Below are 20,608 nucleotides of genomic sequence, written 5' to 3' on the forward strand. Positions count from 1 at the left end.
CGCTTNAGCGGCCCGCACCANNGTCGACCCACAGGAGACACATGCCAGCCCAGATCCTCGACGGCGNGGCCNTGAGCCGCGACATCCTCGACAGCCTCGGCGCCGAANCNGCGGAACTCAGGCAAAAATTCGGCAAGGCGCCGGGCCTCGTCACCATCCTCGTGGGCGAGGANNCNGCCTCGGTGAGCTANGTCACGCGCAAGGCGCGCACGGCGCATNNNCTCGGCTTTCACGAAGTGCAGGAGAANTGCCCGGAGAGCATCAGCGAAGCCNAGCTTCTGGCGCTCNTCGAGNGCTATAACGCGGACCCGGACATCCACGGCATCCTNNTNCANCTNCCNTTGCCTGNGCANATCGACGAGACCCGCGTGCTCCACGCCATCGANCCNAANAAGGANGTGGACGGNTTTCANCCNGTCAACCTCGGNAACCTGCTCATCGGNGGCGATGCCGTGACCTTTCGCCCGTGCACGCCGGCCGGCATCCAGGAAATGCTCGTGCGCTCCGGCGTGGAGACGGCNGGCGCCGAAGTGGTCATCGTNGGCCGCTCCAACATCGTGGGCAAGCCGCTCTCCGTGATGCTCGGCCAGANGGGNCCGGGNGNCAACGCCACNGTNACGCTNACGCACACCGCCACGCGCGACCTTGCCGCCCACTGCCGCCGTGCGGATGTGCTCATCGTGGCCGCGGGCGTGCCGGGCCTCGTCAAGGCCGACTGGATCAAGCCCGGCGCCATGGTCATCGACGTGGGCGTGAACCGCGTGGGCTTCAATGAAACAACGGGCAAGGCCATCCTCGCCGGCGATGTGGACTTCGCCGCCGCCCGCGAGGTGGCGGGCATGATCACGCCCGTGCCCGGCGGAGTGGGCCCCATGACCATCGCCATGCTCATGCAGAATACCGTGCGCTCGGCAAGGCGGCACCTGGGCGCGGAGACGGGGAAGGCATAGCGGGGCCGCTCCGTACGCCTGTACGGCGCCGGGGCGCATCACCGCGCGGAGGGGAACATGTCCGGCACAGTCATCCTTCTGGTGCTTGGCGCGGCCTTTCTCCACGCCACCTGGAACATCATCGTCAAGGGCGGCGAGAACAAGCTCTACGAAACGGCCATGAACGCCCTGGGCGGCGGCCTCGGGGCCCTCGTTATCTTGCCCTTCTTCCCCTTTCCCGACAGGGCGGCATGGGGCTTCCTCGCGCTCTCCTGCTGCTGCCACCTCACCTATTATCTCTGTGTCGCGGCCGCCTACCGCGTGGCCGACCTCACCCTCGGCTATACCATCATGCGCGGCACCGCGCCCATGCTCACGGCGCTGGCGCTCTGCCTCATCGGGGTACCGCTCGGGCTTGCCGGCTGGGGCGGCGTCATCCTGCTTTGCTCCGGCATCCTCACGCTGGCGCTGGAGCAGAAGCTGGCCCACAAGGGCAGCCTCAAGGGGGTGCTCTATTCCCTGCGCACCTCCTTCGTCATCATGGGCTACACGCTGGCCGACGGTTACGGCGCGCGGCTCGCCGGCGACAGCGTGAGCTACACCTGCTGGATCTTCTTCCTCAATATCTTTCCGCTCCATATCTATATCCTGGCCCGCTACGGGCGCGACTACCTGCGCTACCTGAAGCGCCGGGCGGTGCCCGGCATTTCAGGCGGCCTGTGCGGGCTCGGCTCCTACGGCATCGCCATCTGGGCCATGACCATGGCCCCCATCGCCCTGGTGGCCGCCCTGCGCGAGACCTCGGTCATCTTCGGCATGATCATGGCTGTCATCTTTTTGGGCGAACGGCTCACCGTGCTTAGGCTGACGGCTATCCTGCTCGTCATGGCCGGCGCCATGATCATCCGCCTGGGCTGAGGCCGGAGGGGAGACACCAGGCCCTTACGAAAAAACACACGATGCCGGCGCTCCCTTGTTCTCAAAAACGCATGAGTCATTTTTGCGCAATAAGTCAAAAATGCCTCGAATTTTTTGGGCGTTTTCGCCCCCGTCAAGTCTGATCTGACTTGGAAGCGGGCGCTTTCTGTGTCGTTTCTTGAGGCCACGGCCGGGATAGTCCCCAAAATCAAGGCCCGGGGCGCCATGTGCCTTATGGCACAAGGATTGCTTTTGCGGGATGGCGCCGCTTGGGCGCACACGCCGGATCAAGGAGGGAGCATGGGGGAGACGCCACAGCATGCAATCAAGGGCCACGAACGCGAAGAGCTGGAAAAAACCCTCAACCCCATCGAAGTGCTCGCTCTCGCGCTCGGCGCCATCGTGGGCTGGGGCTGCTTCATCCTGCCCGCCATCCGCTTCCTTCCGGATGCGGGCCCCATGGGCACCATCATCGCCTTCTTCGTGGGCGCGCTGTTCCAGTGCATCGTTGCCCTGAGCTACAGTTTCCTCGTGAAGCCCTACCCCGTGGCGGGCGGCGCCTTCGCTTACGCCTACGCGGGCTTCGGCACGCGGGGGGCCTTCGTGTGCGGCTGGGCGCTGGTGCTGAGCTATATTTGCGTCATCGCGGCCAATGCCATGGCGCTCATCCTGCTCACGCGCTATCTTTTGCCCGGCGTCTTTGACGTGGGCTATCTCTATTCCATCGCCGGGTGGGACATCAACGGGGGCGAGCTTGCCTTCGTCTCCACCATCCTCCTGCTCTTCGGCTGGATGAACTACCGCGGCATGAACGCGGCGAGCACCATCCAGGTCATCCTCGCCCTCGCGCTCACGGCCGGCGTGCTCGTGCTCGCCACCGGCACCTTCCTCACCGATTCGGCGAGCCTCGAGAACTTCCAGCCGCTCTTTGCGGAAGACCGCTCGCCGCTCGCCTGCGTCCTCGTGGTGCTGGCGCTCACGCCGTGGCTCTACGTGGGCTTTGACACCATCCCGCAGACCGCCGAGGAATTCAAATTCTCGCCCGCCAAGGCGCGCGACCTGATGCTCCTGTCCATCATTTGCGGCGCCATCCTCTACGCGCTGGTGACGCTGTGCGTCGCTGGCTACATCCCCTACAAGGACCTGCTCAGCCAGAACCACGCCTGGGCCACCGGCTGGGTGGCCGACCAGGTGTTCGGCCGCTTCGGCGGCGTGGCGCTGACCGTGCCCGTGCTCGCCGGCATCCTCACGGGCATGAACGGCTTTTTCATGGCCACCACGCGCCTGCTCTTCAGCATGGGCCGCAGCAAGTTTTTGCCGGAGTTTTTCGCCTCCGTGCATCCGCGCTACAACACGCCGTGGAAGAGCGTGCTCTTCACCCTGGCGCTCTGCCTCGTGGTGCCGTGGTTCGGGCGCGCGGCACTCGGCTGGATCGTGGACATGTCGGCCATCGGCACGGCCATGGCCTATCTCTTCACCAGCATGACCGCCTACAAGTACCTGAACCGGCATCCGCGCATCCCCGAAGCCGCCTGGGGCAAGCCCATCTGCCTCATCGGCTCGGCCACGTCCATCGTCTGTTTCTTCCTGCTCATCTTCCCGAGCTCCCCGGCCGCCATCAGCGTGCCCTCGTGGATCATGCTCTTCATCTGGGTGGGGCTCGGCGGCATCTTCTTCGCCAACCGGCGCGGCGAGCTTTTGCACATCCCGCATTCGCGCCTGCGCTACCTGCTCTTCGGCAGGAGCAATTGCCCCGTCCTTTTCGACCCCGAGGAAGACGAGGAAGAAGCCGCCAAGGAAAAGACGGCCAACGCCGCCGACCGCTGAGCGCGCCGCGAACGCGGCGCCCGCACTGGGCGCCGGCAAACGCAGGAATTTTGTGGAGAATACATGCGACAGTTGCTGCTACTTTGCCTCGGACTTACGATCATCGGCATCCAGGTGCTGCTCGGCGTGCAGACCTTTTACCCGCAGGCGTTCGCCAGCCGGGAGGATACGCTGGGCGAGCTGCTTGAAGAGAAAACTTCCGTGCTCGACAAGATCGCCCCGGAAGATCTCGCGTGGCTCGCGGCGAACCCGATCGTCACCGTCGGTGTGGACCCTAACTTCTATCCGCTGGAAATGTTTGACGAACGCGGCCGCTACACCGGCCTTGGCGGCGATTATCTGCGCCTGCTCTCCAAGATGACGGGCCTTGACTTCCGGCCGCTGGCCACGAGCGACTGGGCCGCCACAGAGGAACTGGCGCGCCAGGGCAAGGTCGACCTCTTCATGGCCGCCGCCAAGACCGGCCGGCGCAGCGAATACATGCTGTTCACCGCGCCCTATATCACCGAACCCGGCATCATCATGACCCGGCGCGGCAGCGGCCTCGACAAGGCCGACATGAGCGCGCTCGCCGGCAAGAAGGTGGCCGTTGTGCAGGATTATTCCTGGCACGACTTCCTCAAGGAGTTCCATCCCGAGGTCATCGCCGTCCCTTCGGCCACCACGCTCGAGGCCCTGCAGAAAGTGGCCGCGGGCGAGGCCGACGCCGTGCTCGACTATGAATTCAACCTGCTGGAAAAGATCCAGACCGGCGGCATCCTCCAGATGCAGACCGCGGGCAAGGTGGATTCCTCCTATGGGCACGCCGTGGCCGTGCGCCGCGACCGGCCCGAGCTCTTCAATGTCATCACCACGGCCCTCGCGCAGGTGACGCCGCAGGAGCGCGAGGCCCTGGCGCAGAAATGGCTGCATCAGGAGCGCCCGGCCGGGCAGGAGCGGCACTGGCAATGGGTATTCTTCTTTTTCGTGGAGGCCTGCCTGCTCATCTTCGGGCTGCTCTGGCTCTACCATGTGGGCGTAAGGAAGCACACGCGCGAGCTGCGCGCCCGGGTGGCCGCGCTGGAAAAGCGCCTCGCCAGGGAAGAAAAGGCCCGCGTGGAAACGCCGGCCGGCGCCTGAGCTGATTTTGCCGATTTTGCACAGGGCGTTTTCCCGCACGAGCCGGGCGAACGCCCTGTGGCGTTTTGGGGCGCCGGGCGCCAGTTTTCCTGACGTACCTCTCCCGACCTTTTTCAAGGCAGGCCGCCATGGATGCTCTCGACTATTCCGCTTCGCTTTCCCCTGAGGAATATTGCCGCTTGCGCAAGGCCGTGGGCTGGCCCGAGCTGCCGCTGGAAGAGGCGGCAGCCGGACTGCGCCATTCGGCCTTCATCGCTGCCTGCCGGCGGGACGGCGAAGTCGTCGGCGCGGTGCGCATCGTGTGGGACCATGGCTATATCGCCTACTTCTCCGACCTCATGGTGCTCCCCGCGTGGCAGGGGCGCGGCATCGGCAAAAAGCTCACCCAGCTTGCCCTGACCTGGGTGGAGGAACAACGGCGCCCGGGGTGGAAGATAAAGGTCGTGCTCATTGCCACGGCCGGCAACGAGGGCTTTTACAAGAAGTTCGGCTTCACCGAGCGACCCGGGGGCAGCATGGGCGCCGGCATGGACTTGTGGCTTGAATAGTTCCGCCTGCGCCAAGTCGTTCATTTAAGCCCAGTTCCGCGCCATGCGGCCGTGCCCTGTGCGCGGGCACAGCGTCGTCATGGTCTGGCGGGAGAGTGCCCCAACGCCCGGGAAAATGCCGGCATCCGCGCCGGGATAGACGGGTTGCCACCCGGGCCCGTGGCGCGACCTCCGTTCAGCGACCATCCCTCAAAAAGGAGCGGAATGCGTGGCAGCCGGCGCACCCCGCTCCCTGGCATGCGGCAGTTTTTCTAGGCCATCTGCTTGTCCCGCCAATGCGTGCGGATTTGCCCGTTTTCTTTCCAGACTTCCAGGAACTTGTTATTGAGGAGCGGATTGGTGAACGTGTAATCGGAACGGACATGAAGCCCGCGTGTCTCCTTGCGCTCAAGCGCCGCGTGCATGGTGATTTCCCCACAATCGAGAAGGTCGAAAGTTTCCGCAGCGCGCATCAGGGTATGCGGACACGGGGCATAGACCTGCCGGCAGGACTGCTCCCGCAGTTGCGCAAGATAGGTGAGGCCCGCCCGAAGAAGCGTTTCGGAACGCACCTTATCGGGGCCCGGCGCGGCATAATCGGCCATAATGTTCTGGAGCGCCATGTTTGCCTCATGCCACGCCGCTCCGGCGCCCTTTTCATAAAGCGAGCTGTAGAACTCCATTCGCTCCCGAAGCCACGCGTCTGCCCAGAAGGTGGTTTCGTCAACCAGTGGCCGCTCCAGGCACGCGGCAGCCGCCTCATAGCCGCAGATGCGGCCATACACGGCGGCGGCGGCCAGTTCACCCCTGACATTTCCCACCGTGTCGCCGGCGGCGTACAGCCCAGGGACGCTTGATTGGCCGTTAATGTCAACCTCCACGCCCTTGCCGATGGTCTTGGGTTCATACTGGCGAAATTCCACGGCATCGCGCGCCAGATCCACCCCCAGGTCATCCATGTAGTTGATGAGGCCCGTCAGGCCCTCACTCTTCATCCCCTCGCGCATGAAAGCCAGATCTTCGCTGCTGTCCGCGGTGCAGTCCATATAGGTGGGGCCATGGCCGTCAAGCATCAGATCCGTAAAGGCCGAATTCCACACATCCCCGGTTATGTCCCCAAGTTCACGGGTTGCGCGCGTAACGAAGGGTCCGAGCAGCTTGCCGTCGCCCCTTCTGTACACCCCTATCCATGTTCCTTTGCCGCCGCGCGCGAAATACGACGGCCCCGCGTGGCGGTAGGGCATTTCCATATTCACGATTTTCGCGCCGATCCTCCATGACTGGGCAATCGCCGCGGAAGTATTGGCCGGGCACGAGGTGGCATTGAACAGCATGCCTGGCGTCAGACTGGAGGGATAGAGCCGGAACCCGCAACCCGATGCATAGATGATGCTGCGGGCGCGCACGAGGACAAGCTCGGGCTTTGCGCCCGAAACATCGAGCGCAAGCGCCCCTGTCACGCCATTTTCATCGCGGACAAGTTCCAGACCCGTATGGTGGTTGAGTATCTCGGCCCCCGCCTCCCGCGCTTTCCTCGTCAAGACCTTCTTTTGATTATGCCCATCATACTTGAGGAAAATGCGCGGCCGACCGGGAAACGCATGACCCATGAAAATCCAGTCATCATCGGCGATTTTCATGTTTATGCCCCAGGAATGCCAGTCCTTCACCACGTCAAAACTTTCCCGAAGCAGGCGTTCCGCCAGCGGAAAATCCATATTGGAGCCGAACATGGAGTTCTTGAGTTCGCCAAGCACCACCTGGATGTTCCCGTGCTTTTCCGGAATATAGCAGAGAAAATGATCATTGCCGGTCGCCCCCGAGCCGCTACGGCGCGTGTCAGCCTTTTCCAGCACAAGAACACGCCTCCCCGTGTCGCGCGCCGCAATGGCAGCCATGAGGCCGGCGATGCCGCCTCCTATTATGAGGATATCCGTCTCTAGGCTTTTATTGATAGGAAGCATCGCTCACTCCTGATTGGATAAAAGTTTTTTCGCATCGACATGCAGCAGCAGGTAGGGCAGAGGCATGCGCAGGGAGAGCGCCCCTGAGGGACAGTCCAACACGCACGCATTGCAGTGCCAGCATTCATTGGGAAAGGCCACTTGCGGCGCTTCATCGGGGTGTTTCAGGAACACACCCAGAGGACAGATCTCGGCGCAAAGTTGGCAATGGACACATTTTTCTTCATCAATCACAGGGGGCATCGCTCACTCCATGAAGTTAAAGAATTGCAACCGCACTGAACGTCGGAGATACGGGCGGCCACCGGGAACAAAAACGGTCGTTTCATGCACTCCCCCCTTGTTGGTGGTAGTTCTCCCTTTCTGAAAAGCAATAACTGTGCTAAAATTATCTTCAAAAAATTCAAATAATTATAAATTTTCTCTCCCGCTGCATTGCAAATCGCATATGCGATTGCTAGGAATACGCACAGGGTATGCCCGAAAATCACAGTTTCGTTCGCTCTCGGGACAAGACACCGGGACAAGAACGTCGTCATCGGCCTTCTTCACCAACCATAGCCAGGGAAATAGGGAAGATGCGCGAAAAACTGAATACTAGTGCTACTGAAGAAGTGGGGCGCAGTTTCCGTAATATTTATCTTTGTGACGGCCTGGAGTGCGCAATTTTCTTTCTACGGACTGTCCTTGCGGAAAAAATGTCGATATCACATATAAATGTCATTTCAATCACATCTGACAGACGTATCCTTGTTCCCATTTGTAGCACCAAGACAGGTTGCCACCCGCACAGGGAGATAACGCCACATGGCTCCAGAGTTTGTGACATAAGCCCGGACTCGGCCCTGGACAGCATACTGGTATTAAATGATATCTCTGAAAATATCCGCGCCTATACGCGATATTTCTCCGAAAAAGGCACGACATTTTCCGGCCATCTCGCATTGCTGCGCATGCCATTTTACAAAAAAGACGATGTCGTTTACCTTATGCAATTCTGGTCGCAAACCGCGCACATCTTCACTCCCCGGCGCGTCCGCACCATCCGCCAGCTGCTCGCGCCGTTTGTTGAACGCGTGAAAAAGGCCGGCTTTCCCCTCCATGAAAAACATATGGCCGAGGAGAACAGGTCGCCGCTTACGCCAAACTACGACCTTCTCTGCCAATGCCGGGGAATGGTCGAGGTGCAGAAAAAAATCGCCCACGTTGCCCCCACCGATGCCCCCGTGCTGATCGAAGGCGAAACCGGCGTCGGGAAGGAATGCGTGGCGGATGCCCTCCACGAACTCTCGGCACGCGCTCGCGGCCCCCTGGTCAAGGTAAATTGCGGCGCCATATCGGAAAGCCTTTTGGACAGCGCGTTATTTGGTCATGAGCGGGGTTCCTTCACCGGGGCCATACATGCCCATGAGGGATTTTTTGAGCAGGCGGACAGGGGAACGCTTTTCCTTGACGAAATCGGCGAGCTGTCACAGGGGGCCCAAGTAAAGCTGCTCCGGGTTCTAAACGACCATACCATACAGAAAGTGGGGAGTTCCAGGGCGCAGCGGGTGGATGTGCGGCTCATCGCCGCGACAAACCGCGACCTGCAGGCGATGGTCCGCGCCGGAACCTTCCGCAAGGATCTCTATTACCGTATCGCGGTGTACCCCATTTCCGTCCTGCCCCTGCGCCATCGCCATGAGGATATCTTCGGCCTCACCGAATACTTCATGCGCGAGGCGGCAAAAACCATGGGCAAGAACGTGCCGCCCGATATCAGCAGGTCGGATATTGCGCCCTTTTATGCGCACGACTGGCCCGGCAACCTGCGGGAATTGAAAAACACTGTTGAGCGGCTCATGATCGACGATGATACCGGCCAGAACCTCAAGGAGGCGTTCCAGTCAGTCGCGCTGGCGGAGGAACCCGCCGGCGTGGCCGACGGCTTCCGGCCGCCCGCCGGATGGCCGACTCTGGAAGAATTGAAAAAAAGCTATATTGCAGCCGTCCTGCAGTATACCCGCGGGAAAATGACAGGCCCCGGAAGCGCCAGTGACATCTTGGGCATCCACTATACCACCCTTCGCGCGCATGTGCGAAAGCTGGGGCTCAGCATGAAACATCCCCATGAAGCATGACCCGGGTGTGATGTTCCGCTGTGGGGACATCACACCAAGGAACGCAACAGAAGAATCGTAAGCCGCCAGCTGAAACTGCCGTTTCATGCTTGCGTGCGGGCCCGCTGCCTGCGGGCTGCGGAACGCCCCCGGGGCCGGGGAAAACGACAGCCCGGACGCTCCTTATACGAAGTCGCCCGGGCTGGCGCCAAAAGCCTTTTCTTTCGTGCCGCCATGCCGGCGGCGCGCTCATGTCCCCATCATTTGTCCTGGCCAAGTTCTTTTTTCAGCCACGCCTTGATGGCCGGCGTCGGTGCGCTCACGCCACGGAGATCGCCATTGGCCTCCCGCCAGCCCGGCAAAAGCTCGTCCGGCAGGGGGATGGTGATGAGGTCTTCCGCGGCCTCGGAATTGCGGCGCACGAGGCGGATGACCGGCGGGTCCTGCCAGCTGTCCACCACGAAATAATGCGAAACGTCCTCCTTGGAGCGCACGGGCGGGTATTCGTCCTGCCAGTCGTTGTTGCCCCACTCCAGATACATGGTGACGGCGTGTTCGGGCGTCAGGTTCCAGTCGATGGGATAGAGCGCAAAATCCTTGAGTGTCGGCATGGAGGGTTCCTTCCTTGGGGCGGCGCGCTCCTGGGCGCCGGCTGTCAGCCTTGCATGCGCGCCTTGAGCTGGCGGCGGTTTTCCAGTTGCTGCGCGGCCTCCTGCTGGCGGCGCAGTTTTTTCGCCTCGGCGAGGCGCTGCTTGCGGATACTTTCGATGCGCGTCTGCTGCGCCTTCTGGCGCTGCTCCCTTGCCTGCTCCAGCAGTTTCTCGCGCTTGCGGTCAAAGACGAGGGTGGTGCGCAGGGCCCCCACGCCCACCGCGAGGATAGTCACGATGATGACGAGCACCTTCTGGATGGACCACTGGTTTTCCCCGAGCAGGTACTTGAGCCAGCCCAGGCCCATTTTTTCGCCCCAGAACACGATGACAGGCACGCCCACGAAGCAGAGCACGAGGCCCACGATCTCCACCCACATGAAGGTGCGCAGCATGGTCAGGCCAAAAAGGGTGCCGTCGCGCACGGTGCGCAGGAACTTGAGCCGGGTCTTGAGGTTCTGGAGCAGCTCGTCGAGGCGGGGGATGGCGTTCTGCGCGCGCTTGAAGGTCTCGGCCTCGTTGAAATTGCTCGCAAAGGCCCAGTTGATGATGCCCGCGCTCGAGTTGAAATCCGCGCTGAAGTCGCGCAGGGCCGAGGGGAAGGGGAACCACGAGGCTTCGTCGCGGATCTCTTCCAGCACGTCGAGGTAGGACTTGTAGCGGTTGCGCAGTTCCTCCACCTCGCGCTGGATGCTCTCCTCCAGTTCCTTTTCCAGTTGCGGGCGCTGGCGCACCATGCGGAAAAAGGCCATGTAGTTGTCGACCTTGCCCAGGGCGTCGAGCGCATGCACCCTTTGCCCGAGGCGCCCCTGCACGGGATGGTCTTCGGGGAACCAGGCCATGAGCCGTTCCTGCATGGCGTGCACGGCGCTTTTTTCGTTTTCCGCGTTCTTCCGGGCCTCTTCCCAGAGGTCGAACAGCGCGGAGAGCACGAGCAGGCGCCCGCGCTCGAGGGCCGGGTCGATGAGGAAGCGGTTGAAATATTCCGGCTCGGCGCGCACGAGCTCCACCACCTGGTCGAGCACCTGCTCCGCAAAGCCCATCTTCACCCGGCAGATGATGCCCCGGTACATGACCTCGCGCCATTGCGGCATGACGCGCAAGACCTGCGTGTACAGGGTGCTCGCCTGGGCGAGCTGGCCCTGCTCCTCGAGGAGGCGCCCCTGGAGATACTCGTTCCAGGCCTGGAGCGAGGGCCACGGCGTCATGCCCGCTGCCTCGCGGAAGGAGTTGAGCGCCTGCGTGGTGTCACCGCGCTCGATCTGGAGGAAGGCCCGCACCATGCGCAGCCGCGGGTCGCGCTGGTGGCGCGCGATGGTCTGGACGATTTCCTTGTCCAGCTCCGAAAGTTCCTCCGGGGCGCTGCGCGAGAGCTTTTCCAGCAGGTCCCAGGCCGGGCTCTCGTCGCGCGCGGGCTTGTCCTCGTCCGGGTCGGGCTCGCGCATGCGGTAGAGCCAGTTGCGCGGCACGTTGCGGAGCTGGCAGGGCCCGTTGAGGTCAAAGATGGCCTGGAGAAGCACGGTCGTGGGCTCCTCGCCCTCAAGCAGCTCGTCAAAGCCCTCCACGCCCTTTTCGCTCAGCACCGTCTCGATGCGCCGGAAGGCCTCGTTGATGACCTCGAGGTCCATGCCCTCCACCTGCTGCCAGGTCTCGGCGCGGGAGGGGAAATACGTGCGCGTGGGGCATTCCGCGGCCGAGTGGTTGGGAAGGCCGCAATAAAAGCACGAGCCCCCAGCAGCGCCCGCGGCCAGCTGGCCGGACATGATGAGCGGGATGGAACGGCTGCTGATGCGGTTTTCGTCCAGAAGGACATTGCACCAGCTGTCCATGCTGGTCTGGCCGCCGGTATAGCGCAGGTCGCGCACGGAAAAGCCCTCGCCCAGAAGATAGGCGTTGCGGTAGCTCAGGTAGGGGAAATCCGGCATGAGATTGTCCCACTTGAGGCCGATCTTCTTGGGGAGGTCACTGTTGAAATTGAGGTTGTTGCGGTCGGCGACGACGCAGACGCAGGGCCAGTATTCGCCCTCGTCGAGCTTTTCCTTGTCGAAGGTCTCGAGATACTTGCGCATGAAGGTGCGCAACATGAGCAGATTGTCCATGGCAAGCATGACAAAGCCTTCCTGCACGATGGACTTGATCTTGAGCTCCTGGAGCAGGCCCTCCAGCTTGATGAACATGTTGCTCCACCCGGCCTGGAAGGCCTTGTCCAGAGGGCTGCCCAGCGGGTGCAGCACGGCGAACCACGCCTGGGTGGAGGAATAGGGCATGCGCACATCCACCTCGGGCTCGGCCCAGGCCACGGAGGCCATGCCCTGCTGCCCGGTGGCGTTGGCGAAGGTGATGCCCGGCAGGACGTTGCGGCCCTCGCGGCTCTTGGGGTGGATCCAGATATCCAGCGTCTCGCGGGGGTGGATCTCCTGGGAGGAGAGGATGCCGTCCACGAGCAGGCTGGCCTCGCGCTTGCTGCTCAGCTGGAGCCGTCCGGGGAAGAGCTCGATGCTCACGGGCAGCTCGTTGAAATTGCCCCAGATGCGCAGGCGCGCCAGCGCCAGAAAAACGTCGTCGGTAAAGAAGAACCAGATGGCCTGCCCGTGCTCCTCGCCCACGAGCATGCCGCCATAATTGAGCAGCGTCTGGTTCACCGCCTGCGGGAGGTTTCCCTGCCAGCACACCCAGAGCACATGGCCCATGGTGCTCATGTGGACATCCTTGCCCTCGGGCAAGCGCGCCAGAAGTTGCGATAATTGCGACATGGAACATCCTTTCCCGGCGGAAGGTGCCGGACTCTCCGGCGTGGGGGCGCCCTTCCGCAGGAAGCACTCTCAAGACTTCTACCAGAATCCGCCGCGGAACTCAAAAGCTCCCCCAGGGGATGCGTCTGGCGGGCATGCGTTCCTGAACTGTATCGGCAGTTTTCCATGAAATTTTATGCAAGAAAAATGCCTTTTTGAAATGAAGGCGCCGCGCCCGGGAGGGCCGCCCTTCCGCCTCCCCTCAGGCATGCTCTTTCCGCTGGCCCGCTTGCAGGAGCGGGCGGCAGGGCATACAAGGGGGGCATGGAGACACTTCTGGTTGACCTGCATACCCATTCCACCGCCTCGGACGGGACGGACAGCCCGGCCGACCTGATGGCCCGCGCGCATGCCCTGGGCCTCGCCGCCATCGCCCTCACCGATCACGACACCCTGGGCGGCCTCGACGAGGCCGAGAGCGCGGCCCGCGACCTTGGGCTCCCCTTCATCCGCGGCTGCGAGATCTCGACGCGTTCCGAAGCCGGCGAGCACCACATCGTCGGCCTCTGGGTGCCCCCACAGGCCGACGCGCTCGAAAACTGGCTTGCGGCGGTGCTTCGGGGCCGCAACGAGCGCAATGCGGAAATGGTGGCGCGCCTGCGTGCGCTCGGCTTCGACATCACGATGGAAGACCTCCGCGCCCGCGCCTCGGGCAGCGTGGGCCGGCCGCACATGGCCGCGGCGCTGGTGGACAAGGGCTATGTGCCCGATACGGGCACGGCCTTCCGCGAATATCTCGGCTCAGGCGGCAAGGCCTATGTGCCCAAGCGGGTGCCAGCGCCGGAAGAGGCCGTGCGCATCCTCACCCAAGTGGGGGCCACCGCCGTGCTCGCCCATCCCTGCCTCAATTCGCCACCCGAGGAGGCCGTGGATGCCCTGACAGAACGCCTCGCCGCCAGCGGCCTCGACGCCCTGGAAGCATGGCACAGCAGCCACTCGGACACCGCCACGCGGCACTGCGTGGAGCTTGCCGCGCGCTACGGCTTGGGGCTTTCCGGCGGTTCGGATTATCATGGCGCCAACAAGCCCGGGCTTGAGCTCGGCACGGGCTACGGTGCCCTGCGCGTGCCCGCCGCCGCCTTGGAAGCGCTCAAGGCGCGGCGGCGCGCCCGGGGGCTGGCGTGCTGAAGCGCGGCCTTCTCCGGCTCACCGCCCTCGCCCTGCTCATGCTCGGGCTAGTTCCGGTGGGAGCGGCGTTCGCTCAGGGTGCCAGCGCGGCGCCCGCAGAGCCTCCCCTCGAACGCATGCTCGGGGCCATGCTCATGTGCGGCTTCCGCGGGGCGGAGCTTTCGCCCGACGATCCCTTCCTTGCGGCCGTGAAAACGGGCCGCGTGGGCAATGTCATCCTCTTTGACCGCGACGTGACCACCGGCGGCGAGCGCAACATCCGCTCGCCTGAGCAAGTGCGTCGCCTGACAGAAACCTTGCGTGCAGCTGCGCCGGGCCCCATGTTCATCGCCGTTGACCAGGAGGGCGGCCAGGTGCGCCGCCTCAAGCCGCAAAAGGGCTTTTTCGACCTGCCGGCCGCCCAGCGCCTCGGGCAGGGCAGCATCCCCGAAACGCGGGAGACGGCCGAACGCCTCGGCGGGGAGCTGGCCGGCCTCGGCATCAATGTGGACATGGCGCCGGTGGCCGATGTGGACAGCAACCCGCACAACCCGGTCATCGGGCGCCTCGGGCGCGCCTTCAGCTCCGACCCGGCCATCGTGGCGACCCACGCGCTGGCCTTCGGGCAGGGGCTGGCCGCGCGCGGCGTGGCGCCGGTGCTCAAGCATTTTCCCGGACAGGGCTGCGCCAGGGAAGATTCTCACCTCGGCCTTACGGACATCACCCAATGCTGGGACGGCGCCACCGACCTCTTCCCCTATGCCGAGATCTTCCGGGCCGGCTGGCCGGGCATGGTCATGCCCGGGCACCTCTTCCACGCCCGGCTCGACCCGCAGCTCCCGGCCACGCTCTCGCCCATGGTGGTGACCGGGCTTTTGCGCCAGGGCCTCGGCTGGCAGGGCGTGGTCATCAGCGACGACATGCAGATGAAAGCCATCAGCGGGCGCTACGGCCTTCGGGAGAGCATCCTGCTCGCCGTGCGCGCCGGGGTGGATATCCTGCTCTACGGCAACAACATGGAGTGGGAAGAGGGCCTTCCCGAAAAAGTCTTTGAAACCTTGCGCGGCCTTGTGGAAGATGGTAGCATACCCTTGGAGCGGGTCAGGAAATCATGGGAACGCATTTCCGCACTCCATGCCCGCTATGCACAACCCGCATCGCTAAGGGAGATTCCATGAACGAAACGCATTTCGTCTATATCGCCGACGTCTACTGCCCCTGGTGCTATGCCTTTGCGCCCATCATGCAAAGACTGGCTGCGGAGCATCCCGACATTCCCGTGTATGTGCTCGGCGGCAACCTCATCAGCGAGGCCATCACCCTTGCGGAAGACGCAGCCAATTCCCCGGGCCTCACCGACTTCTGGCGCGAGGTGGAGCATGCTTCGGGCCGCTCGCTCGCCGGCGCCATCGCGGCCGTGGAGCAGGGGCGCGACATCCGCATGTCCTCCCCCGGGGCCGACCTCGTGCTGACGGCCCTCAAGACGCTGGCGCCCGGCCACGAACTCGACCAGATGGTGGCGCTCGAGGATGTCTTCTACGGCCAGGGCCAGGATCTCTTCACTGACGAGACGATAGCGGCCCTCGCGCGCCGCTGGGGCATCGCGCCCGACGCGCTCATGGATGCGGTGCAGTCCAGGCCCGTCGAAGAGGCCGCCCAAGAGGCGCACGCCAGGGCCGCGGCCCTCATGGGCGAGATCGGCGCCTATCCGAGCGTGTTTCTCGTGCGCGGCAACAAGCGCGACGCGGTCTCGCGCGGCTATGTGCACTATGAGACCGTGGCTGCGCGCCTTGAGGACGCCATGCGCGACCTCGGGGTGGACATGGATCCGGGCGAGTCCTGCTCCTGGCACGGCGGCTGCACCGTGGGGCGCCACCGCCGCTGAGGCGCACCCATCACCAATGACGAAAAACCCCGGAGCCGAAAAGCCCCGGGGTTTTCTTCATCCATTCCACCGGCGCCTGCGCCGCACCGGGCCTTATTGCGTCCTTCCGCAGCACTTCTTGTACTTCTTGCCGCTGCCGCAGGGGCACGGGTCGTTGCGGCCCACACGCGGGGCCGCGCGCACGGGCTTGCGCGCCGGCGCCTCGCCCACGGTCTCGCCGCCGCCGGAATAGGAAAGCTCGGCCGGTTCCTCGCGGTGCCGGAACTCCCGGGCCATGGCCTCGCGCTCGGCCTGGGCCCTGGCCTCCTCTTCCTCGGGGCTCACGAGCTGCACACGCACCCGGGTGAGCGCCCGGAACACGCTCTCGCGGATCTGGAAGAGCATGTCCTGGAACATTTCAAAACCTTCGCGCTTGTATTCCAGCTTGGGGTCGCGCTGGCCGTAGCCGCGCAGGCCGATGCCGTCGCGCAGGGCGTCCATGTTGCGCAGATGCTCCTTCCAGCAGCGGTCAAGCTCCTCCAGCAGGAAGTAGCGCTCGATGTCCTTGTAGCTTTCGCCCGCGGCCGCCTTGAGCTCATCGAGCATGCCGTGAACCAGCGCTTCGGTCTGCTCCCGCTCGGGCAGGGGCGCGTCCGGCGCAAGCACGCGGTCAAGGTTGAAGATGTCGCGCAGGCGCGCCATGACCGCGGCCTGCGTTTCCGCCAGAGTGTCGGGCGTGGCCGCGTCCAGCGGCGCATACACCACGTCGAGCACATCGCCGAGGAACTCCTCGAGCACGGGCGAGAGGTCGTCCTCCACCATGAGCTCGCGGCGCAGGGCATAGATGACCTCGCGCTGCTGGTTCATCACGTTGTCGTAGTCGAGGAGGGTCTTGCGGATCTCGAAATGGTGCGCCTCCACCCGCTTTTGCGCGCCCTCCACCGCCCGCGTGACCATCTTGTTCTCGATGGCCTCGCCGTCGCGCAGCCCCAGGCGCTCCATGAGCCCCTTGATGCGGTCGGAGCCGAAGAGACGCATGAGGTCGTCCTCAAGCGAGAGATAGAAACGCGAGGAGCCCGGGTCGCCCTGGCGGCCGGACCGGCCGCGCAACTGGTTGTCGATGCGCCGGCTCTCGTGGCGCTCGGTGCCCAGGATGTGCAGGCCGCCGAGTTCCACCACGCCCTCGCCGAGCACGATGTCCGTACCGCGGCCGGCCATGTTGGTGGCGATGGTCACTCTGCCCTTCTGGCCGGCCTGGGCGACGATCTCGGCCTCCTTGGCGTGCTGCTTGGCGTTGAGCACATTGTGCGGGATACCGAGCTTGGTGAGCCTTTTGGAAAGCATCTCCGAAGTCTCGATGGAGATAGTGCCCACGAGCACCGGCTGCTGCCGCTGGTAGAGGTCGGCGATGGCCTCCACGATGGCGTCGAACTTCTCCTTGCGGCTGCGGTAGATGAGGTCGGGCATGTCCTTGCGGATCATGGGCTTGTTGGGCGGGATGGTGACGACCTCCAGCCCGTAGATCTGCTGGAATTCCACGGCTTCCGTATCGGCCGTGCCGGTCATGCCCGAGAGCTTGTCATAAAGGCGAAAATAGTTCTGGAAGGTGATGGAGGCGAGCGTCTGGTTTTCCGCGGCGATGGTGACGTGTTCCTTGGCCTCCAGCGCCTGGTGCAGCCCGTCGGAATAGCGGCGCCCGGCCATGAGGCGCCCGGTGAACTCGTCCACGATGACCACCTGGTCGTCCTGGACGATGTAGTCCACATCGCGTTTGAACACCTGATGCGCCTTGAGCGACTGCAACACATGGTGCTGTGCCGTGATATTGGCCGGGTCAAAGAGATTGTCGATGCCGAGAAGCTCCTCGCAGCGGGCCACGCCCTCGTCCGTGAGCATGGCCGTCTTGGCCTTTTCGTCGACAGTATAGTGCTCGGGCCCGAGCTTGCGCACGATGTCGTCAACAGTGCGGTAAAAGCCCACGGATTCTTCAGAGGCGCCGGAGATGATGAGCGGCGTGCGCGCCTCGTCGATGAGGATGGAGTCCACCTCGTCCACGATGGCGAAGTTATGCCCGCGCTGGACAAGCTGGTTGGCATAGAACTTCATGTTGTCGCGCAGGTAGTCGAAGCCGAACTCGTTGTTGGTGCCGTAGGTGATGTCCGCATTGTAGGCGAGCTTGCGTTCCTCGTCGTCGAGGCCGTGCACGATGACGCCCGTGGTGAGCCCGAGGAAGCTGTAGAGCCTGCCCATCCACTCGGCGTCGCGCGTGGCGAGGTAGTCGTTGACCGTCACCACATGCACGCCCTTGCCCGAGAGCGCGTTGAGCACCACCGCGAGGGTGGCGACGAGGGTCTTGCCCTCGCCGGTCTTCATTTCGGCGATCTTGCCCTTGTGGAGCACGATGCCGCCCACGAGCTGCACATCATAATGGCGCATGCCGAGCACCCGGCGCGAAGCCTCGCGCACCAGGGCGAACACCTCGGGCAAAAGCTCGTCCAGGCTCTTGCCGTTCTCCTGCACCTCCAGCTTGTATTGCGCGATGCGCGCGGCGAAGTCCTCGTCGGCAAGCGCCTGCATCTCGGGCTCGAGGGCGTTGATCTTCCCCACGAGCGGCCGCAGGCGCTTGAGATAGCGCTCGTTCTTGCTGCCGAATATTTTTCTGAACAGGAAACCGACCATGGAAACTCCTCAGGAGGTAATCGGCGTGGAGTCAGCGGAAAAATACCTTTTCCGCAACAGGCTATGCTAGGGCTTTTTGTCCTCTTTGGCAAATCACGGCGCGGAGCGCCCCTGTGCAGCCGCGCTTTCTTGACGAAAATGCCACATTCCTCTAGCCTCGAAAGCCTGCGTCCCCGATGAAAGCCCCCCTCACCCTCACCCGGACCGCACCATGAGCACCGCCACGGAAGACCGCGAGACCGCCCCCATCATCACCATCAGCCATGTCTGGAAATACTTCGGGCAGCTTCCCGCGCTCCAGGATGTGAGCCTCAACGTGACCCCCGGCGAGCGCGTGGTCATCATCGGGCCGTCCGGCTCGGGCAAGTCCACCCTGCTGCGCTCCATCAACCGGCTGGAAGAGATCGACAAGGGCGAGATTTGCGTCCAGGGCGAGAACATCAACGACCCGAAGAACAATATCAACAAGGTGCGCCGCAACCTGGGCATGGTCTTTCAGCAGTTCAACCTCTTCCCGCACAAGACCGTGCTCCAGAATCTGACCATGGCGCCCATCAAGCTGCTCGGCCTGCACGCCGAGGAGGCCGAGGCCCGCGCCCTCACCCTGCTCAAGAAGGTGGGCATCAGCGACAAGGCCAATGTGTATCCCGCCATGCTCTCGGGCGGCCAGCAGCAGCGCGTGGCCATCGCCCGCGCGCTCGCCATGCAGCCGGCCATCATGCTCTTTGACGAGCCCACTTCAGCGCTCGACCCGGAAATGGTGGGCGAAGTGCTGGACGTTATGGTGACGCTCGCCGAGGAAGGCATGACCATGATCTGCGTGACCCACGAGATGGGCTTCGCGCGCACCGTGGCCGACCGCTGCATCTTCATGGACCACGGGCAAATCGTGGAGGCCGGCAAGCCAGAGACGCTGTTCACCGCGCCGCGCCATCCGCGCCTGCGCCAGTTCCTCAACCAGATCCTCTAGGTTTTGCCGCGCCGCCCATGCGCATCGCCGTAGCCGTCAGCGGCGGCGTGGACAGCCTCTGCGCCCTGCTCCTCCTGCGCCGCGCCGGGCATCAGGTGCTCGCCCTGCATGCGCTCCTGGCCGAGCCTTGGGGAGACGCGCCCGCGCCCCTTGAGGGGCTTGCCGCCGCCTGCCGCAGCCTCGGGGTAAAGCTCCATGTGGTGGACCTGCGCGGCCGCTTCAGCCGCGAGGTCATCGCCCCCTTTGCGGCCGCCTATGCCGAGGGGCGCACCCCCAACCCCTGCGCCCTGTGCAACCGGCACATCAAGTTCGGCGCCCTGCTGGATGCGGCGCTGGAGCTCGGGGCCGAGACGCTGGCCACGGGCCACTATGCGCGCCTTGTGCCGCATTCGAGGCGCGGGGCGCCCGGACCGCTGCTCGCCATGGCCGCGCATACGCCCAAGGACCAGAGCTATTTTCTCTCCCTCGTGCCGCAGGAAAGGCTCACGCGCGTGATCTTTCCGCTCGCGGAGCTCACCAAGGCTGGCTGCGCGGCACTGGTGGCCGAAGCGGGCCTTGCGGTGCCCGTGCCCGTCGAGAGCCATGACATCTGCTTCGCGCCCGGCGGCGTGAACGCCTATCGGGATTTTCTTGAGCGGAAATGGGCAGAACTGGGCCTCACCCCTGCCGGGCCTGGCCCGGTGCTGCTCTCTGAAGAAAAGGCGGCGGAGACGCCAGGTTCACCGAAAACGCCTGACGAAGCGCGCGCCCTCCGGCGCATCGGCACCCATGCCGGCCTCTGGCGCTATACCGAGGGCCAGCGCCGCGGCCTCTGCATCGCCCATGACGAGGCGCTGCATGTGTTGCGCAAGGATACCGCGGAAAACGCGCTCGTGGTGGGGCCGCGCTCCCGGCTTGGCATGCGCGGCTGTGTGGCGGGGGGCGTGAACCTGCTGGCCGAGCCCGGCTTCTGGCCGGGGCGCCCCCTTGTCCGCTGTCGCTATGGCGGGGGCGTCGTGCCAGCCGAGGTGCGCCTTGAGGAAGGCTCAAACGGCAAGAAGCTGCATGTCCGCTTCAACGAGACCTGCTTCCCCACGGCGCCGGGCCAGGTGCTGACGCTCTACGATGAAGACGGCGCCGTGCTCGCGGGCGCACTTGCAGAAGAAGTCCTGCCGTGAAGGAAA

General features: G+C 64.0%; 16 protein-coding genes. 11 read left to right on the forward strand and 5 right to left on the reverse strand.

Annotation, left to right across the window (positions count from 1 at the left end; all coding sequences use genetic code 11):
- Positions 1-41 precede the first annotated feature (41 nt).
- The 5 genes from HDR50_RS05590 (at position 42) to HDR50_RS05610 (ending at position 5,341) form a co-directional block, all read left to right on the forward strand.
- Positions 42-950 (forward strand): tetrahydrofolate dehydrogenase/cyclohydrolase catalytic domain-containing protein, encoded by a 909-nt coding sequence (locus tag HDR50_RS05590; protein ID WP_291356710.1) that lies wholly within the window; start codon positions 42-44, stop codon positions 948-950.
- 57 nt (positions 951-1,007) lie between these two features.
- Entirely contained in the window at positions 1,008-1,847 is an 840-nt protein-coding gene (locus HDR50_RS05595) for a DMT family transporter (protein ID WP_291356712.1), read from the forward strand.
- 300 nt (positions 1,848-2,147) lie between these two features.
- Positions 2,148-3,674 (forward strand): APC family permease, encoded by a 1,527-nt coding sequence (locus HDR50_RS05600; protein ID WP_291356714.1) that lies wholly within the window; start codon positions 2,148-2,150, stop codon positions 3,672-3,674.
- A gap of 63 nt (positions 3,675-3,737) precedes the next feature.
- Entirely contained in the window at positions 3,738-4,793 is a 1,056-nt protein-coding gene (locus tag HDR50_RS05605) for a transporter substrate-binding domain-containing protein (RefSeq protein WP_291356716.1), read from the forward strand.
- Between the two features lie 128 nt (positions 4,794-4,921).
- Complete coding sequence (locus tag HDR50_RS05610; RefSeq protein ID WP_291356718.1) at positions 4,922-5,341, forward strand: GNAT family N-acetyltransferase; 420 nt, start codon at positions 4,922-4,924, stop codon at positions 5,339-5,341.
- 251 nt (positions 5,342-5,592) lie between these two features.
- Here HDR50_RS05610 and HDR50_RS05615 read toward each other — a convergent pair whose 3' ends face one another.
- Both HDR50_RS05615 and HDR50_RS05620 read right to left on the reverse strand, forming a co-directional pair.
- Positions 5,593-7,284 (reverse strand): FAD-dependent oxidoreductase, encoded by a 1,692-nt coding sequence (locus HDR50_RS05615; RefSeq protein WP_291356719.1) that lies wholly within the window; start codon positions 7,282-7,284, stop codon positions 5,593-5,595.
- Positions 7,285-7,287: 3 nt separating this feature from the next.
- The gene (locus HDR50_RS05620) at positions 7,288-7,527 is read right to left on the reverse strand and encodes a 4Fe-4S binding protein (protein WP_291356721.1); all 240 of its coding nucleotides are present in this window, start codon (positions 7,525-7,527) and stop codon (positions 7,288-7,290) included.
- A gap of 335 nt (positions 7,528-7,862) precedes the next feature.
- Here HDR50_RS05620 and HDR50_RS05625 point away from each other — a divergent pair, with 335 nt between their 5' ends.
- The gene (locus HDR50_RS05625) at positions 7,863-9,404 is read left to right on the forward strand and encodes a sigma-54 dependent transcriptional regulator (protein ID WP_291356723.1); all 1,542 of its coding nucleotides are present in this window, start codon (positions 7,863-7,865) and stop codon (positions 9,402-9,404) included.
- A gap of 239 nt (positions 9,405-9,643) precedes the next feature.
- Here HDR50_RS05625 and HDR50_RS05630 read toward each other — a convergent pair whose 3' ends face one another.
- Positions 9,644-9,994, reverse strand: a complete 351-nt coding sequence (locus HDR50_RS05630; RefSeq protein ID WP_291356725.1) for a DVU0772 family protein — start codon at positions 9,992-9,994, stop codon at positions 9,644-9,646.
- Positions 9,995-10,038: 44 nt separating this feature from the next.
- A complete protein-coding gene (locus tag HDR50_RS05635; protein ID WP_291356727.1) occupies positions 10,039-12,786 on the reverse strand; it encodes a hypothetical protein in 2,748 nt (915 codons plus the stop codon).
- Positions 12,787-13,089: 303 nt separating this feature from the next.
- Here HDR50_RS05635 and HDR50_RS05640 point away from each other — a divergent pair, with 303 nt between their 5' ends.
- From HDR50_RS05640 to HDR50_RS05650, 3 genes are read left to right on the forward strand one after another with little or no spacing between them, the layout of a single operon-like run.
- Positions 13,090-13,953 carry a PHP domain-containing protein gene (locus tag HDR50_RS05640; protein ID WP_291356729.1) on the forward strand — a complete coding sequence of 288 codons (864 nt, stop codon included), beginning with the start codon at positions 13,090-13,092 and terminating at the stop codon, positions 13,951-13,953.
- The gene (locus HDR50_RS05645) at positions 13,947-15,110 is read left to right on the forward strand and encodes a glycoside hydrolase family 3 N-terminal domain-containing protein (RefSeq protein WP_291356731.1); all 1,164 of its coding nucleotides are present in this window, start codon (positions 13,947-13,949) and stop codon (positions 15,108-15,110) included. The genes HDR50_RS05640 and HDR50_RS05645 overlap by 7 nt, the downstream gene beginning before the upstream one ends.
- A complete protein-coding gene (locus HDR50_RS05650; RefSeq protein ID WP_291356733.1) occupies positions 15,107-15,817 on the forward strand; it encodes a DsbA family protein in 711 nt (236 codons plus the stop codon). Before HDR50_RS05645 ends, HDR50_RS05650 begins: the two co-directional genes overlap by 4 nt.
- Before the next feature lie 93 nt (positions 15,818-15,910).
- Here the strand turns inward: HDR50_RS05650 and secA are convergent, their stop codons facing one another.
- On the reverse strand, positions 15,911-18,475 hold the full coding sequence (gene secA / locus HDR50_RS05655; protein WP_291356735.1) for a preprotein translocase subunit SecA: 2,565 nt from the start codon (positions 18,473-18,475) through the stop codon (positions 15,911-15,913).
- 211 nt (positions 18,476-18,686) lie between these two features.
- Here secA and HDR50_RS05660 point away from each other — a divergent pair, with 211 nt between their 5' ends.
- The gene (locus tag HDR50_RS05660; RefSeq protein WP_291356736.1) at positions 18,687-19,445 is read left to right on the forward strand and encodes an amino acid ABC transporter ATP-binding protein; all 759 of its coding nucleotides are present in this window, start codon (positions 18,687-18,689) and stop codon (positions 19,443-19,445) included.
- A gap of 17 nt (positions 19,446-19,462) precedes the next feature.
- A complete protein-coding gene (locus HDR50_RS05665; protein WP_291356738.1) occupies positions 19,463-20,602 on the forward strand; it encodes a tRNA methyl transferase PRC-barrel domain-containing protein in 1,140 nt (379 codons plus the stop codon).
- Positions 20,603-20,608: the final 6 nt, after the last annotated feature.

Source organism: Desulfovibrio sp., assembly GCF_014803725.1.
Taxonomy (GTDB): domain Bacteria; phylum Desulfobacterota; class Desulfovibrionia; order Desulfovibrionales; family Desulfovibrionaceae; genus Desulfovibrio.

Coding starts and splice junctions, on each gene's coding strand:
- HDR50_RS05595 (WP_291356712.1), top strand. CDS start 1,008: ATGTCCGGCACAGTCATCCTTCTGGTGCTTGGCGCGGCCTTTCTCCAC.
- HDR50_RS05600 (WP_291356714.1), top strand. CDS start 2,148: ATGGGGGAGACGCCACAGCATGCAATCAAGGGCCACGAACGCGAAGAG.
- HDR50_RS05605 (WP_291356716.1), top strand. CDS start 3,738: ATGCGACAGTTGCTGCTACTTTGCCTCGGACTTACGATCATCGGCATC.
- HDR50_RS05610 (WP_291356718.1), top strand. CDS start 4,922: ATGGATGCTCTCGACTATTCCGCTTCGCTTTCCCCTGAGGAATATTGC.
- HDR50_RS05615 (WP_291356719.1), bottom strand. CDS start 7,284: ATGCTTCCTATCAATAAAAGCCTAGAGACGGATATCCTCATAATAGGA.
- HDR50_RS05620 (WP_291356721.1), bottom strand. CDS start 7,527: ATGCCCCCTGTGATTGATGAAGAAAAATGTGTCCATTGCCAACTTTGC.
- HDR50_RS05625 (WP_291356723.1), top strand. CDS start 7,863: ATGCGCGAAAAACTGAATACTAGTGCTACTGAAGAAGTGGGGCGCAGT.
- HDR50_RS05630 (WP_291356725.1), bottom strand. CDS start 9,994: ATGCCGACACTCAAGGATTTTGCGCTCTATCCCATCGACTGGAACCTG.
- HDR50_RS05635 (WP_291356727.1), bottom strand. CDS start 12,786: ATGTCGCAATTATCGCAACTTCTGGCGCGCTTGCCCGAGGGCAAGGAT.
- HDR50_RS05640 (WP_291356729.1), top strand. CDS start 13,090: ATGGAGACACTTCTGGTTGACCTGCATACCCATTCCACCGCCTCGGAC.
- HDR50_RS05650 (WP_291356733.1), top strand. CDS start 15,107: ATGAACGAAACGCATTTCGTCTATATCGCCGACGTCTACTGCCCCTGG.
- secA (WP_291356735.1), bottom strand. CDS start 18,475: ATGGTCGGTTTCCTGTTCAGAAAAATATTCGGCAGCAAGAACGAGCGC.
- HDR50_RS05660 (WP_291356736.1), top strand. CDS start 18,687: ATGAGCACCGCCACGGAAGACCGCGAGACCGCCCCCATCATCACCATC.
- HDR50_RS05665 (WP_291356738.1), top strand. CDS start 19,463: ATGCGCATCGCCGTAGCCGTCAGCGGCGGCGTGGACAGCCTCTGCGCC.